The organism is Meridianimarinicoccus aquatilis (assembly GCF_004358675.1).
Lineage (GTDB): Bacteria > Pseudomonadota > Alphaproteobacteria > Rhodobacterales > Rhodobacteraceae > Meridianimarinicoccus > Meridianimarinicoccus aquatilis.
On the sequence record NZ_SMZO01000068.1, the window covers coordinates 1 to 15870 of the forward strand.

General features: G+C 60.3%; 12 protein-coding genes. 2 read left to right on the top strand and 10 right to left on the bottom strand.

The features are described 5' to 3' along the window. The 9 genes from E2L05_RS18120 to E2L05_RS18160 all read right to left on the bottom strand — a co-directional run. Positions 1 to 881 (bottom strand): UDP-N-acetylmuramoyl-tripeptide--D-alanyl-D-alanine ligase (locus E2L05_RS18120; RefSeq protein WP_133344204.1); only part of this gene is annotated, 881 nt, incomplete at its 3' end. Further along, a complete protein-coding gene (locus tag E2L05_RS18125; protein WP_133344206.1) occupies positions 878 to 2368 on the bottom strand; it encodes a UDP-N-acetylmuramoyl-L-alanyl-D-glutamate--2,6-diaminopimelate ligase in 1491 nt (496 codons plus the stop codon). The genes E2L05_RS18125 and E2L05_RS18120, both read right to left, overlap by 4 nt. 33 nt (positions 2369 to 2401) lie before the next feature. Continuing rightward, complete coding sequence (locus E2L05_RS18130; protein ID WP_133344208.1) at positions 2402 to 4198, bottom strand: peptidoglycan D,D-transpeptidase FtsI family protein; 1797 nt, start codon at positions 4196 to 4198, stop codon at positions 2402 to 2404. Beyond that, entirely contained in the window at positions 4195 to 4554 is a 360-nt protein-coding gene (gene ftsL, locus E2L05_RS18135; protein ID WP_133344210.1) for a cell division protein FtsL, read from the bottom strand. The genes E2L05_RS18130 and ftsL overlap by 4 nt, the downstream gene beginning before the upstream one ends. Before the next feature lie 4 nt (positions 4555 to 4558). Next, positions 4559 to 5548, bottom strand: a complete 990-nt coding sequence (gene rsmH, locus E2L05_RS18140; RefSeq protein ID WP_165971806.1) for a 16S rRNA (cytosine(1402)-N(4))-methyltransferase RsmH — start codon at positions 5546 to 5548, stop codon at positions 4559 to 4561. Then, positions 5533 to 5991, bottom strand: coding sequence for a division/cell wall cluster transcriptional repressor MraZ (locus tag E2L05_RS18145; protein WP_133344214.1), 459 nt, complete (start codon positions 5989 to 5991; stop codon positions 5533 to 5535). Before E2L05_RS18145 ends, rsmH begins: the two co-directional genes overlap by 16 nt. Positions 5992 to 6493: 502 nt before the next feature. Beyond that, positions 6494 to 7579, bottom strand: coding sequence for an Mrp/NBP35 family ATP-binding protein (locus E2L05_RS18150; RefSeq protein WP_133344216.1), 1086 nt, complete (start codon positions 7577 to 7579; stop codon positions 6494 to 6496). 346 nt (positions 7580 to 7925) lie between these two features. Beyond that, the gene (locus E2L05_RS18155) at positions 7926 to 8315 is read right to left on the bottom strand and encodes a response regulator (protein WP_165971807.1); all 390 of its coding nucleotides are present in this window, start codon (positions 8313 to 8315) and stop codon (positions 7926 to 7928) included. A 108-nt stretch (positions 8316 to 8423) separates the two neighbouring features. Continuing rightward, on the bottom strand, positions 8424 to 10778 hold the full coding sequence (locus E2L05_RS18160) for an ATP-dependent helicase (RefSeq protein WP_133344220.1): 2355 nt from the start codon (positions 10776 to 10778) through the stop codon (positions 8424 to 8426). 199 nt (positions 10779 to 10977) lie between these two features. On the opposite strand from E2L05_RS18160, the gene E2L05_RS18165 reads away from it, so the two are divergent. Continuing rightward, a complete protein-coding gene (locus E2L05_RS18165; RefSeq protein WP_133344222.1) occupies positions 10978 to 14412 on the top strand; it encodes a pyruvate carboxylase in 3435 nt (1144 codons plus the stop codon). Between the two features lie 36 nt (positions 14413 to 14448). After that, the gene (locus E2L05_RS18170) at positions 14449 to 15075 is read left to right on the top strand and encodes a lysozyme inhibitor LprI family protein (RefSeq protein WP_133344224.1); all 627 of its coding nucleotides are present in this window, start codon (positions 14449 to 14451) and stop codon (positions 15073 to 15075) included. A gap of 6 nt (positions 15076 to 15081) precedes the next feature. On the opposite strand, the gene E2L05_RS20870 is transcribed toward E2L05_RS18170, so the two are convergent. Continuing rightward, positions 15082 to 15870 (bottom strand): ATP-binding protein (locus tag E2L05_RS20870; protein WP_394346569.1); only part of this gene is annotated, 789 nt, incomplete at its 5' end.

Consider the following 15870-nt stretch of genomic DNA (forward strand, 5'->3'; position numbering starts at 1 on the left):
ACGGTCAACGCCCCCAGCGCGTTCAGCGCAAAGTGACGACCGGCGGTGTTCAGAAACACTGGGACCGCCTGCCCTTCGATCCAGCCGCTGAAAAAGGTGCGTCCGGCGTCTACCTTCAGCTCGGCCAGACGCGCATCGCACGCGCTATCCATACCAAAGCGCAAGATCGGCGATGCGCCTGCGCCCTCAACAAGGATCTGCGTGGTATCTAGATCACCGTTCACAACCGCAATGCCGCCCTCGGCCAACCCAGTAAAGATCGACGCCTTTTCGCGGGCGATGCCGACCAGCCCATCGGGGAACGCTTCGAGATGCGCGGCGGCAACGATGGTCACCATTGCCACATCGGGCCGCGCCAGCGCAGAGAGGGGCGCGATTTCGCCCGGATGGTTCATCCCGATTTCGATCACGGCGAAGTCGGCGTCTTCAGGGCAGCGGGCCAGCGTCAGGGGAACCCCCCAGTGGTTGTTGAAGCTTTTTTCGGCGGCATGCACCTGACCCAATGGGGACAACGCTGCGCGCAGCATTTCCTTTGTCGATGTTTTGCCCACCGATCCGGTAACGCCGACAACCATGGCGCGGGTGCGGGCGCGAGCCGCGCGGGCCAACGCCTCCAGCCCTGTTTGCACATCGTCGACGATCAACAGCGGCGCGTCGTCTGCAACGCCATCGGGCCTGCGCGACACCAAAGCCGCAGCCGCGCCTTTTTCAAGCGCCTGTGCCACAAAGTCATGGCCATCACGCACGTCCTTGAGGGCGATAAACATGTCGCCTGTCGCAATGGACCGTGTGTCGATGGACAGGCCGGTAGCGGCCCAGTCGCCTGTTGCAGTTCCGCCTGTGGCTGCTGCGGCCTCTGCCGCTGTCCAAAGCGGGATCATACCGGTTTCCCGTCAAGGGCAGCCACCGCAACCGACGCATGTTCCACGTCATCAAAGGGAAACACGTCATCGCCGATAATCTGGCCGGTCTCGTGCCCCTTGCCCGCGATAAGCAGCGCGTCCCCCGGCCCCACGGCATCAACGCCGCGCAAGATCGCTTCGGCGCGGTCGCCAACCTCAAGCGCGCTTGGGCAGCCTTCGCGCACCATGGCGCGGATCGTTTCGGGGTCTTCGTTGCGCGGGTTGTCATCGGTCAGGATCACCGTATCGGCATGCGCCGCGGCCGCCTGCCCCATGAGCACGCGCTTGCCGGTGTCGCGATTGCCGCCAGCGCCGAACACAACAACGATCCGGCCCATCACATGGGGACGAAGCGCTTGCAACGCCGTGGCAACCGCATCTGGCGTGTGCGCATAATCCACGAACACTGCCGCCCCATTGCTGCGTGTTGCCGCCAGTTGCATTCGCCCGCGCACCGTGGTCAGGCGCGGCAGGACTGCAAAAACATCGTCAGGGTCCTCGCCGCCAGCGATGACCAGACCGGCCGCAACAAGAACATTTGCCGCCTGAAACCCGCCGATCAGGTTCAGACGCACCTGCCTCGACATGCCTTGCCAACCAAAGCGCAGGTCCTGCCCGGTCGCGTCAAAGCGCATCCCTTCGATCCGCAGGCGCGCTGTTTCGTCGGTACCAATGCCGATCACTTCTTGCCCGCGCGCAGTTGAAGCTTCGGCCAGTTGCGCCCCGCGCGGATCGTCAAGGTTCGTCACGACGATGCCGTCCTGGGTCAGCAGCCTGTCAAAGAGGCCACGCTTGGCGTCGAAATACGCCTCCATCGTGGCGTGGTAGTCAAGATGGTCCTGGCTGAGATTGGTGAACCCCGCCGCCGCAAGGCGCACCCCGTCCAGACGCCGCTGGTCCAGCCCGTGCGAGGACGCTTCCATTGCCAAATGCGTGATGCCAGCCTCGGCCATCGCAGCAAGGTGCCGGTGCAGTGTGATCGGGTCAGGTGTGGTATGACCAAGCGGCGCGGCATAAGCGCCTTCGACTCCGGTGGTGCCAAGGTTCGCCGCCTCGCGCCCCAAGGCCGCCCAGATTTGCCGCGCGAAGCTGGCGACGCTGGTCTTGCCGTTTGTGCCGGTAACAGCGACAACGGTTTCAGGCTGGCCGCCAAACCATAAAGCACAAGCATAGGACAATGCCTGACGCGGGTCTTCGGCCACGACCAGTGCGGTCGTCGTGCCCCTTAATGCGCCTTGCAGCATCGCCGCGCCGTCTCGGTCTGTCAGAATGGCCACTGCGCCTTGGTCGATGGCAGTTTTTGCGAAAGTCGCGCCATGGACGCTGGCACCGGGGAGAGCGGCAAACAAGCAGCCGGGGCTGGCCTGCCTGCTGTCCACACACAGGTCGCTGATCGCGACGTCTTCCCCGGACTGAGCGTGCAAACCAAGGGCGCGGAGGCTGGTCGTCGCGTGATCGGCTTGCATGCTGGTGCCTCCTGCTGGTGAACGTACGGCGCGTTAATGGCCGTTGCGCGCTTCCCGTAGCCCAGATTGAAGGTCGGATTCAACGTCGGGACGCATGCCAAGCAACGGGGCCACGCGACGGATCAGTTCTGCAGTAACGGGAACCGCTGTCCAGCCGGCGGTGCGCATCTCCTTGCCGTTCACGATCTCGTGCCCCTCATCCATTGTAATTACAAAGACATAGCGCGGATCGTGGGCCGGAAAAACCCCGGCAAATGTGGCCAGAACCCGGTCTTTGTAATAGCCGCCCGTGGGTTTGGGTTTATCTGCTGTGCCCGTTTTGCCGCCCACGGCATATCCCGCCACTTCCCCGAAGCTGGCCGTGCCGCGCGTGACGACGGCCCGCAGCATGTCGCGCGACGCCTTGGAGGTTTGCTCTGACACAACACGCGGGCCGAGGGTGCGCCCGGATTGGCGCAACAAGGTCGGTTCAACCTTGGTACCGCCATTCAAAAGCGACGCGTATCCGGCCGCAAGGTGCACCGGGCTTGTGGACAGGCCGTGACCGTAAGAGATGGTCATCGACTGGATCTCGCCCCAGTTCCTAGGCAGAAGCGGTTTCGCGTTCGGGGCTTCGATCAACTCAACCGGCGTTGGGTCAAGAAACCCAAGACTCCCCAGAAATTCGCGTTGGGCCTGGCCGCCGATCTTCAACGCCAGATGCGCAGTGCCGATATTGCTGGATTTGACGATCACGTCCGTGGCCGACAGTCGGGGGCCGTAGTTGCGGAAATCGCGGATCTTGTGGCGACCTTTGACCATAGGGCCCTGGGTGTCGACCATGGTGGTGGGGGTGACGATCCCTTCTTCCATAGCTTGCGCGACTGCAAAAATCTTGAACACGGACCCAAGTTCATACACGCCCTGCACGGCCCGGTTGAACAGCGGGCTGTCGGCCTGATCCCCCTTGACCAGCGGTTGCGGGCGATGGTTCGGGTCAAAGTCAGGCAGCGACACCATCGAGATGATCTCACCGGTGTTCACATCCATCAGAACGCCGCTCGCGCCCTTTGCACCAAGCAGGCGCATACCGCCATCAAGCACTTCGCGCATGGTGGATTGTACGGTCAGGTCGATGGACAGTTGAAGCGGCTCGTGGTGCTGCGCCGGGTCAAGGAGGCGATCGTCAAACGCTTTTTCGATCCCAGCGACGCCCAGCAATTCCGCCGCACCCACGCCCTCGCGGCCATAGCGCGCGCCGCCCAGGATATGCGCGGCCAGAGTTCCGTTGGGATAAAGCCGCAAATCACGGTCTGCGAACAACAAACCGGGATCGCCGATGTCATGCACCGCTTGAATTTGCTCGGGCGACAGTGTGCGCCGGATCCAGACAAATTTGCGCCCACTGGCCAGCCGTGTTGCCAAGGCGTCTGCATCTATATCGGGAAATATCTTGCCCAGTTCAGCCGCCGCATAGGGAATATCCACCATTTCGTTCGGATGGGCATAAAGCGCCTGAGTGACAACATTGGTGGCCAAGAGCCGCCCATTGCGATCAACGATGTCGGCGCGCGCGCTTGTAATGCCAGCGCCACCTTGCGAATAGCGCGGCTCCACCGGATCAGAAGTGGACAGCGCGCTCATTCGCACGCCGACCGTGCAGAAGGCCGCCACGAAGAACAATCCAACCACGAGGATGCGGCCCTCGGCCCGGCGGCGCGACCGGTCGCGCATGGCGTTGTGACGCTCCGCGAGGTTCTCGCGTTCGATCAGGTCAGGGTTTTCGCCCTTGTCGCGGGCGCGCAATATCCGGGCAAGCGGGCGCAGGGGGCGGCGGGGTGTTTCGGTCATGGCTGCACCTCGGGGGTCGCAGCGGGGAAGTCAGCATCGGAGGGAACAGCAGCGGACAGGATCGGTTTCTGCGGCGGATAGGCAACCTGATCAAGGCGGCCGAAATGCTCAGGCGTCATAGGCAACAGGCCCAGCTTTTCAAAGTTCAAAGCTGACAAGGCCCGCAGTCTTTCAGGGCGGTTGAGATAGGCCCATTCAGCCCGCAGGACTGTCATCTGTTCTTGCAAAAACCCGATTTCGCGTTGGATTTGACGCACATCAGACTGTGCCTGACGGGTTCTGTAGTTTTCTTGATAGGCCCAGAAAGCAAGACCGAGCACCATTGCTCCGAGTACCATGCCGATCATCACGCGCATGATTTCATCCCTCCAACACCAGCCGGGGCAAGCCCAGCGTTGTTCTGTCGACATTCCCTGCCGGGGCACCCGTGCGCCGGGCTAGCCGCAACTTGGCAGAGCGCGCGCGCGGGTTTACCGCCAATTCATCGGCATCGGGCGCGATGGCCCCATTCTTTACCATTTCAAACCGCGCCGTGGTTTGGCCCGCATCAGGCGCAAAGCGGTTCGCGCGCCCTGCCCGGCCTGACCGTTCCTGAAAGAAACGCTTTGCAACGCGGTCTTCGGACGAATGAAAGGTCACAACGGCCAGCAATCCGCCCGGCGCAAGCGCCCGTTCTGCCGCCTCAAGACCAGAGGCGAGTTCCCCGAATTCATCGTTCACAGCGATGCGCAGGGCCTGAAAGCTGCGGGTTGCAGGATGGCTTTGGCCCGGCTTGGGGCGCGGCAGGCATGACTCCACGATCCGGGCCAAGGCGGCAGTGGTGGTGATCGGGGCCTCGCGTCTTGCAATGCCAATCTTGCGGGCAATGCGGCGCGATGCGCGTTCTTCGCCATATTGATAGAGAATGTCGGCAATCAGTTCTTCAGGCGCGTCGTTGACGATATCCGCAGCCGATGGGCCGTCTTGTGACATGCGCATGTCGAGCGGCCCGTCACGCATGAACGAAAAGCCCCGTTCGGCGCGGTCAAGCTGCATGGACGACACGCCGAGATCCAGAACAACGCCATCAACCGGCACAGCCGTATACGTGTCGAGAGCGGAAAACGTGCCTTCGACCAGTCGCAACCTGTCGCCATAATGCGCGATAAGAGGCGCAGCCATTTCCACCGCAAGGGGGTCACGATCAACCCCGATAACGGCGTCGGCGCCGGCATCCAGCAAGCCGCGCGCATACCCGCCAGCCCCAAAGGTGCCATCGATCCAAGTGCCGGTCACAGGCGCGGCATAGTGCAGGATTGGCCCAAGAAGGACGGAAAGATGCGGGGCGGGATCGGTCATGGCTCGGACCACGCATCTTGCAGGAAGGCGGTGAAATCCTGGTCTGGCTCAAGCTCGTTCAAGGCATCCTGAACCCAGGCAGGTGTGCCGTCTTGATGTTCGGTTGCATTGCGGATCTGAAAGCGGTCGCCGCGTCCGTCGAACACCGCCTCGCCATCAGCGGTAAAACCCAGCTTCTCACGAACCTTGCGCGGCAGGACGATGCGACCGCTGCCATCAACATCCACTTCTTCCGCAGCATTATAAAGAAGGTATTCCATCGCGGCGCGTTGACGGCTGCCCGGCGGCATGCGCTCGATGACCTGTTCCATCTTGGCGATGCCATCGGCGGAATAACCAGTCACCACCGCAGAACGTGTATCACCAAAAAGAAGAACCAGCTTTGCTGTCAGACCATCGACATATTTGGGATCGTTCGCTTCCAGCACACGGCAAAACTTGGCTGGGATGGACACGCGGCCCTTCCCGTCAACTTTCTGCCTGAAACTGTTCCTGAACTTCTCCGTCACTGCCCCGGCCTTTTGTGCCGTCCCCGAACATGGAAACGGCGGGAAAAGCCGCTGCCACCGCTTTACCCGCCATTGCCTCTATCCCTTTACGGGGTGGCCATCTTTTACGCGTCTTGGGGACTGCTCGTGCGCAAGATGATCCTTTTTTCCGGATGAAGCGATTTGCCTGTATGAACCTGCCGATTTTTTATTTTGGCCCCTCGCGGAACCCAACCGTTCTTCCGTGGCACTTTGATGCCATGGCACGAGATACCACTCAAGGGTTTTTTATGGAAATCTATGGGAAAAGAGGGGGGACACGCCCTCGACCACCATATCTTGTTATGCCCTAGTGTCAGGCCACATCATGCAGAAACGCGAAACCCCGACCTGGACGAACCAGATCGGGGCACGGGCTGGGAAGTCCATGGATTTCCATGGGCAAACCACGAATCACAACTCTGAGAGGTCAGGCAAACCCATTGTCGATCAGCCCCCGTGCCACGGCTTGATACGGCTCTGAAAGCGGGCCATCCGAGGCGGCAATGGGCGTGCCGCTGTCTGCGGCCAAGCGCACATCAACGTTCAGGGGAAGCGCACCGAGATAGGGAAGGCCGTGTTTTTCCGCCTCAGCCGCGACGCCGCCATGACCAAAGATGTGATCCTCGTATCCACATTGCGGGCAAATATGGGTGCTCATGTTCTCGATCAGCCCAAGTACAGGGCATTTCAATCTCTGAAACATCTCCAGGGCGCGGCGCGCATCCATCAGCGCCACATCCTGCGGGGTCGAGACGATAACGGCGCCGGTAAGGTTGTACTTCTGGCACAAGGTCAGTTGCACATCGCCCGTGCCCGGCGGCATGTCGATCAGCAACACGTCAAGCTCGCCCCATTCGACCTGACCCAGCATCTGCTGAAGCGCGCCCATCAGCATTGGCCCACGCCAGACGACGGCTTGATCCGGGTCAACCATGAGGCCAATGGACATGACAGTGACCCCATGAGCGGTCAGCGGTATGATCGTCTTGCCATCTGGCGAGGCCGGCTTCTTGCTGACGCCCATCATGCGGGTCTGACTGGGACCATAGAAATCGGCATCCAGCAAACCAACCCGTCGCCCTTGCCGCGCCAAGGCAACAGCCAAGTTCGCCGAAACGGTCGACTTACCCACCCCGCCCTTGCCCGATCCGATCGCAAGAATGCGGTCCACGCCCGGAACGCTTTGCGGGCCTTTGGTTTCCGTGGCATGGCGGCCAATCTTCAAACTGGGCGCATCGCCTTTCGGGGCAGCCCGCGTTGGCGCCGGACCATGTGCGGTGAGAGCAACCGACACTTTTGAGACCCCTGCAAGCGCGGCGACGCGTGCCTCGGCCTCTTTGCTGACCGCCTCAAGTGCGCGAGCGGCTTCGGGACTCGGCGCTTCGATCACGAATTGAACCGCTCCGTCTTTCACCATTACAGCACGCAATAGATCAGCCGATCCAAGCGTGCCGCCCTGGGGTAAAGCTATGTCCTGCAGAAGGGCAATAATCTGCTCTTTCGTGGCCGACATCTGTGCACTCTCTTTTATGTTCCCGATTGAGCCTTACATGGTGGTTCAGACTGTGAAAAAGCAACCCATGCATAAATTGCATAACTGCATTGCGTTCAAAGGCATTGTGCACCTGCAGCATCGTGCTAGATATATTTCAACGGCCGAAAGAAAGACGCTCAATTTAGCGGGTTTCAGATAGCCAACAGTTCAGAAGGCCCCTCCTCCTCCCTGGGCTTTCTGTTTTTAGCGGCGGCACCCTCCTCCTCCCTGGTGTCGCCGCTTTTTTTCCAACGAGCGCAGCACAGAAAGTTTCCCGATCAGAGTGATCAGGGCTAGGTATTTCTTCAGCTATGTGACGAAAAGCTTAGGCGTTTGCCGCCCGGTCCGTTTCGATAGGCGCCGCCGCGAGGCGCGAACACACCCCCATCAGATCTTCGATATCGACGGGCTTTCTGTGGACGGACACGATGGAAGCTGCCTGCGCACGAAGATTTGCTTCGCTCACATCTGCTGCACCGGTAACGATTATAACTTTGCAGCCCGGATTTTCCGTCTCGACGGTCATGGCAAGCGACAGCCCACTGTCGCGGCCGAGGTACAGATCGAGGATCATTGCATCGAAAGATTGGGACGCGAGGGCGGATGTTGCCTCGTCAAGAGTAGCTGCCTCGGAGACGTCGCAGCCCATTTCGCCAAGTACAGACCGCCATAGGAGTCGTAAGTTCGGATCATCCTCTACGATCAGATACTTCAATTTTACCCTCCAATACGGTCGTTTATTGCGCGACGCACTAATCCATATATACATTCACGATGCGTTTCTAGCCCTTCTTGGTCCAAAATGTCGCAATTAAAAGGCACATTAGAAAGGTGTGTTATCAGCCATGTCTGCGCTGGTAATAAATCGTGACACCACGTGCTTCTCGCCAGCTTTGTCAAAAGCAATCCGCAATTTGTCGCCTTCGGTGCCCAAAACGGCCCCATACCCGAACTTCTGATGAAAAACCCGGTCCCCTTCAGCAAAGGCGGACACGGCTTGCATATCAATAACTGGCGCGCGGCTTTCCTGTGGCTGGCTTGTTCCGCGCGCACCGCTGCGGTTTTGCAGACGGCGCCATCCCGGCGAGTTGTAAACATTGGCCGACATGGCCGCCGATTCGATCTTTGACCCGGCAGCAGCGCCGTATCCCCCGCCATAAAGCCCTGGCGGTGTCAGCACATCCACATGGGCCTCGGGCATTTCATCAATGAAGCGCGACGGCATGGCCGATTGCCACTGGCCGTAAACCCTGCGGTTCGCGGCAAAAGATATCGTGCACAATTCTTCCGCCCGCGTGATCCCGACATAGGCAAGGCGGCGTTCTTCCTCCAGCCCGCTTTGACCACTTTCATCCATGGACCGCTGCGAGGGGAACAGCCCGTCTTCCCACCCGGGAAGAAACACGGCGGGAAATTCCAGCCCCTTGGCGGCATGCAGGGTCATGATGCTGACCTTTGCGCCGCCCTCTTCGGTTTCGTTGTCCATGATCAGCGCGACATGCTCTAGGAACCCTTGCAGATTCTCGAATTGTTCAAGCGCCTTAACAAGTTCCTTGAGGTTCTCAAGACGGCCAGGTGCCTCTGGCGTTTTGTTGTTCTGCCACATTTCCTTATAGCCAGACTCATCCAGAATCTTTTCTGCCAACTCGATGTGGTTGTGGGTTTCTTCAAGCACCTCAGCGTGCCACAGTCCCAAAAGGGACAGGAACCGGGTCAATTCTGTTTTGCCTTTGCCCGACATCTCGCCTGCCGCCAGCACGATCTGCGCGGCCTGCACCAGAGACACCCCATTGGCCCGCGCCGCACGCTGGATCTTTTGCACGGCTTTGTCGCCGAGGCCCCGCTTGGGCGTGTTCACGATCCTCTCGAATGCAAGATCATCGGCCGGGCTGATCACAAGCCGGAAATAGGCCATCGCGTCGCGAATTTCCAAACGTTCGTAAAAGCGCGGCCCGCCGATAACGCGGTACGGAAGCCCGATAGTCAGGAACCGATCCTCAAAGGCGCGCATCTGGTGCGAGGCGCGCACAAGGATCGCGCAATCATCAAGGCTGTAAGGCCGCCCGCCGCGGGTGCCGCCTTGTAGCGCCTCAAGCTCTTCACCGACCCAGCGCGCCTCTTCTTCACCGTCCCAATGGCCGATCAGGCGGACCTTGTCGCCGCCATCGCGGTCAGTCCAAAGCGTTTTGCCCAGCCGGTCGCGATTGCCCTTGATGACCCCCGACGCCGCGCCAAGAATGTGACCGGTGGACCTGTAGTTCTGTTCCAGCCGGATTACAGCGGCGCCCGGGAAATCCTTTTCAAACCGCAGGATGTTGCCAACCTCGGCCCCGCGCCAGCCATAGATCGACTGATCGTCATCCCCCACGCAGCAGATGTTGCGGTGCCCGCCCGCCAGCAGCCGCAGCCACAGGTATTGGGCGACGTTTGTATCCTGATATTCGTCCACAAGGATGTACCGGAACCAGCGCTGGTATTGCTCAAGCAGGTCTGGATGCGCCTGAAAGACCGTCACCATGTGCAGCAACAGGTCACCGAAATCCGCCGCATTCAAATCCCGCAACCGGGACTGATAATCTGAATACAGTTCAATCCCCTTGTTATTGAACGCGCTGGCGTCCGCCACGGGCACCTGCGCAGGCGTCAGCGCACGGTTCTTCCAGCCATCTATCAACGACGCCAGTTGACGCGCGGGCCACCGCTTTTCATCAATGCCGCGTGCCGCGATAACCTGCTTGAGAAGGCGCACCTGATCATCGGTATCAAGGATGGTGAAATTCGACTTCAGCCCGGCCAACTCAGCATGACGGCGAAGCAGTTTGACATTGATCGCGTGGAATGTGCCAAGCCACGGCATGCCGTCCGCGCCGGTCCCCATCAGATGCGCGACACGCTCCTTCATCTCGCGCGCGGCCTTGTTGGTAAAGGTCACAGCCAGCACTTCGTTCGGCCGCGCATGCCCGCTGTTCAGCAAATGTGCGATCCGCGCCGTCAGCGCCCGTGTTTTTCCGGTCCCCGCCCCCGCAAGCATCAAAACTGGCCCATCCAGCGTTTCTACCGCGCGGCGCTGCTCAGGATTCAGCCCCTCAAGATAGGGCGTCGGGCGCGCGCCCATGGCGCGACGTGACAGGGGGACATAGCCGTCCATGAAAGCATTTTCATCATCATCGGTGTTCATTGGGCAACCATAGGCCAAGCCACGGGTCTTGCAAAGTATTGTTCACTAAATGTTCCTGTGGATTGATCGGAATTAAGGCACTTTTTGCAGCATGGCGCAGTTTCTGCGCCGCGGCGCGGCAGCGCTACCAGTGGCCCGTTGTGATGGGCAAAGAATATCGGTAACTCTTGGCGGATACAGGTCAGACGGGAAACCAAACATGCCAGAGTTCAAAAAACTCCTTATTGCCAACCGCGGCGAGATCGCCATTCGAGTGATGCGTGCCGCGAACGAACTCGGCAAGCGAACGGTCGCGGTTTATGCCGAAGAGGATAAGTTGTGCCTCCATCGCTTCAAGGCAGACGAAGCCTATAAGATTGGGGAAGGCATGGGGCCTGTCGCCGCCTACCTGTCGATCGACGAAATCATCCGCGTCGCAAAAGCCAGCGGCGCCGACGCGATCCATCCCGGTTACGGCCTGCTATCTGAAAACCCGGAATTTGTGGACGCCTGCAAAGCCAATGGCATCGCCTTTATCGGTCCCAAAGCGGAAACGATGCGCGCCCTTGGCGACAAGGCCAGTGCGCGCCGTGTCGCGATCGAGGCGGGGGTCCCGGTCATCCCGGCAACAAATGTCCTGGCCGATGATTTTGATGTGATCCGCGCCGAAGCCGCAAAGATCGGCTATCCGCTGATGCTGAAGGCAAGCTGGGGCGGCGGCGGGCGCGGGATGCGCCCCGTGGAAAACCCCGAAGAGTTGGAAGAAAAAGTCAAAGCCGGTCGCCGCGAGGCGGAAGCCGCGTTCGGCAATGGCGAGGGATATCTGGAAAAGATGATCCTGCGCGCCCGTCACGTGGAAGTGCAGATCCTTGGTGACCTTCACGGAACGATCTATCACCTGTTTGAGCGCGATTGTTCTGTTCAGCGCCGCAACCAGAAAGTCGTCGAACGCGCCCCTGCCCCCTATCTGACCGAAGAACAGCGCGCCGAAATTTGCGAGCTTGGCCGCAAGATCTGTGCCCATGTGGATTACCAATGCGCCGGCACTGTCGAATTCCTGATGGATATGGACAGCGGCGAGTTTTACTTCATCGAAGTGAACCCGCGCGTACAGGTCGAACACACGGTCACTGAAGAAGTCACCGGTATCGATATTGTTCGCGCGCAGATTTTGATCACCGAAGGCAAGACCCTTGCCGAGGCGACCGGCATGGAAAGCCAAAAGGACATCACCCTGTCCGGTCATGCGTTGCAATGCCGGATCACCACCGAAGATCCGCAGAACAATTTCATCCCCGATTACGGTCGCATCACGGCCTATCGCGGGGCCACGGGCATGGGCATTCGCCTTGATGGCGGCACCGCCTATTCCGGCGCGGTCATCACCCGGTATTACGACAGTCTGCTTGAAAAGGTGACCGCTTGGGCGCCGACACCTGAAGCCGCCATAGCCCGGATGGATCGCGCGCTGCGCGAATTCCGCATTCGCGGGGTCAGCACCAACATCGCGTTCGTGGAAAACCTGCTCAAGCATCCAACGTTCCTGAACTATGAATACACAACAAAATTCATCGACACGACGCCTGCTCTGTTCGACTTCGCCGCACGGCGCGACCGGGCGACCAAGATCCTGACCTATGTCGCGGACATCACTGTAAACGGTCACCCGGAAACAAAGGGCCGCGTTGCCCCTGCCAATATCGCACCGCCGCGCCCACCTGCTGCCATTGCTGACCCGGCTCCCGGCACCCGTACACTCCTTGAAGCAAAGGGCCCTCAAGCCGTTGCCGACTGGATGGCGGATCAGAAGAAGCTGCTGATCACCGATACGACCATGCGCGACGGGCACCAAAGCTTGTTGGCCACGCGCATGCGGTCCATCGATATGATCCGCGTCGCACCGAGCTATGCGGCCAACCTGCCAGAGCTGTTTTCAGTCGAATGCTGGGGCGGTGCGACCTTTGATGTCGCCTATCGCTTTTTGCAGGAATGTCCGTGGCAGCGCCTGCGCGATCTGCGCAAGGCCATGCCAAACTTGATGACGCAGATGTTGCTGCGCGCGTCGAACGGGGTGGGCTATACCAACTATCCGGACAACGTCGTGCAATCCTTTGTCAAGCAAGCCGCGACCAGTGGCGTCGACGTATTCCGCGTGTTCGACAGCCTGAATTGGGTCGAAAACATGCGCGTCGCCATGGATGCCGTTATCGAGGCCAACAAGGTGTGCGAAGGCACAATCTGTTATACAGGCGACATCCTGAACCCCGACCGGGCGAAATATAACCTCGCCTATTATGTCGATATGGGTAAGGCCATGAAGGACGCAGGCGCACATGTGCTGGGTCTGAAAGACATGGCCGGACTTCTAAAACCCGCCGCAGCCCGTGTACTGATCAAGGCCCTGAAAGAAGAGGTCGGTCTGCCGATCCATTTCCACACCCATGACACGGGCGGCTTGGGCGGGGCCACGATCCTTGCCGCCGCCGAAGCGGGCGTGGACGCGGTCGACGCGGCTATGGATGCATTGTCAGGCAACACCAGTCAGCCCACGCTTGGCTCTGTCGTCGAAGCATTGCGGCACACCGACCGGGATACTGGCCTGTCGATGGACGCCGTCCGCGCTATCTCGGATTACTGGGAAGAGGTGCGTGCCCAGTATGTTGCCTTTGAAACCGGCCAGCAGGCCCCGTCTTCCGAGGTGTACCTGCACGAGATGCCCGGCGGGCAGTTCACCAATCTCAAGGCGCAGGCGCGTAGTTTGGGACTTGAAGATCGCTGGCCCGAAGTGGCCCGCACCTATGCCGATGTGAACCAGATGTTCGGCGATATCGTTAAGGTCACGCCGTCCTCGAAGGTGGTTGGCGACATGGCCTTGATGATGGTTTCACAGGGGCTGACCCGCGCCAAGGTTGAAGACCCCGATGTCGAAGTGTCCTTCCCCGATAGTGTGGTGGACATGATGAAGGGCAACCTTGGCATCCCGCCGGGCGGCTTCCCCGCCGGCATCCAGCAAAAGGTACTTCGCGGTGAGGCCCCGCTGACAGAACGCGCAGGCGCGGCGCTTGCCCCCACCGATCTGGAAGCTGTGCGCGCGGAGCTTGCCGCAACTTTCGAAGAAGAGATCGACAACGAAGACCTGAACGGGGCGCTGATGTATCCCAAGGTGTTCGCCGATTACATGGCGCGCCACGCGATCTATGGCCCGGTCCGAACCCTGCCCACGCGCGTATTTTTCTACGGCATGGAACCCGGCGACGAAATCTCGGTCGAGATTGATCCCGGCAAGACGCTGGAAGTGCGGCTGCAAGCCATTGGCGAGACCCACGAGGATGGCGAGGTTCGGGTGTTCTTTGAACTGAATGGCCAACCGCGTGTGATCCGCGTGCCCGATCGGTCTGCAAGTGCAAGCAAAGCCGCAACACCGAAAGCGGACATCACCAATCCGGCGCATATCGGTGCGCCGATGCCCGGCGTTGTGGCAAGCGTTTCGGCGCAGGTCGGCAAGCCCATCAAGAAGGGGGATCTGTTGATGACCATTGAAGCCATGAAGATGGAAACGGCCCTGAATGCAGATCGCGATGGCACGGTCAAAGCTGTGTATGTGCAGCCCGGCGCCCAAATCGACGCGAAGGACTTGCTGATCGAATTGGAGTAACCTCGGCGTCACACGATTCGTGACACTGGGGCCAACATGATCAGCTTTTCGAACACGACAAAAAGCGCCGCCGCGTGGATTTACACGGCGGCGCTGGCGTTTTTGGCGACGTCTGCCGCGGCGCAGGACGGCCCTTCCTTTGATTGCGCAAAGGCCGAAAGCAGCGTCGAAGAACTGCTCTGCGACGATCCCGCGCTTGCTGCGCTGGACCGCCGGTTGGCAACCACCTATGCCGCCGCGCAGGCCGCCGCATCAGGGCTGGATGCCGGGGCCGAAGATGCCGCCGCAAATTTGCGTGCGATGCAGCGCGGCTGGATCAAAGGGCGCGACGAGTGTTGGAAAGCCGCCGATCTTGCCGACTGCGTGCGCGCCTCATACGAGATGCGCGCCGGCCAGCTGACCGCCCTTTGGATGCTGGAAGACCCCGTCGAAACGGTGTTCTGGCAATGCGGCAACAGTCCAGCGGATGAACTCGTGACCATGCGCTTTACTGCCGAAATTCCAACCCTGCGATTGGAACGCGGCGACACCGTCGCCTATGCAGTACAATCCCCGGACTCATCGGTGTTCTACGGCGATTTCGGCGTGACGTTGACGCTTGAAGACGGGTCCGCCGTCCTGGAAATGCCGCAGGGCACCGAGACCCGCTGCACCCCTCGTTAAGCCGGGTCAGTCCCCTGCTGCGCTCCCGTCCGACGCGGCAGGTACGACCGACAGGATATTGGCAGGCAAGCTGCGAAATGCGTTCTGTCGACAACTGAACACGATGATCTGGAGATCCTGTGCCTGGTGGGTCAGGGCATCGAACAGCCGCTCGATCCGCGCATCGTCGGTAAACACAATCGCATCGTCCAGAATGACGGGCGCGGCCCGCCCGGCGCGGGCCAGCATTCGCGCAAAAGCCAACCGGACCAGCAGCGCAATCTGCTCGCGCATACCGCCTGACAAACCTGCAAAGGGCTCTTCCAAACCGCCCCGGTGAAGCTCTGAGGGCAGAACCGCATCGGCATCAAGCGCCAGTTCCGCCCCCGGCAAGAACTGGGCCAACAATGGGCGAAGCTCGGCCGTAACAGGAGCAACATAGGTATCCCGCGCCTGCGCCCGAGCCTCTTCAAGCGCAGCGCGCAGGCGGTTGAGAACAGCAACTTCAAACAAGATTGCATCGCGGCGCGCCTCTGCGGCGATCCTTTGCTGCACGGTGTCGGCCAGTTCTTCATCTGTTCCCGTATCCGCCGCGCTGCCGATTTGACCCTCAAGCCCAGCAAGGTCTTCACGCAATGTCGCGGTCCGGGTTGCGGCCTGCTCCTCGGCCTTTCTCAGGCGCGATACACGCGTTTGCGCGGCTTCTAGATCCGGCGCTTCGCGTTCGAGGATCGCGGCGGCCTCGGCAGTTTTGGCCTTGTCCACGGCTTCTTGTTCCAACCGCGCTTGCAACTGCCCCAATGCTGCACCCGGGTC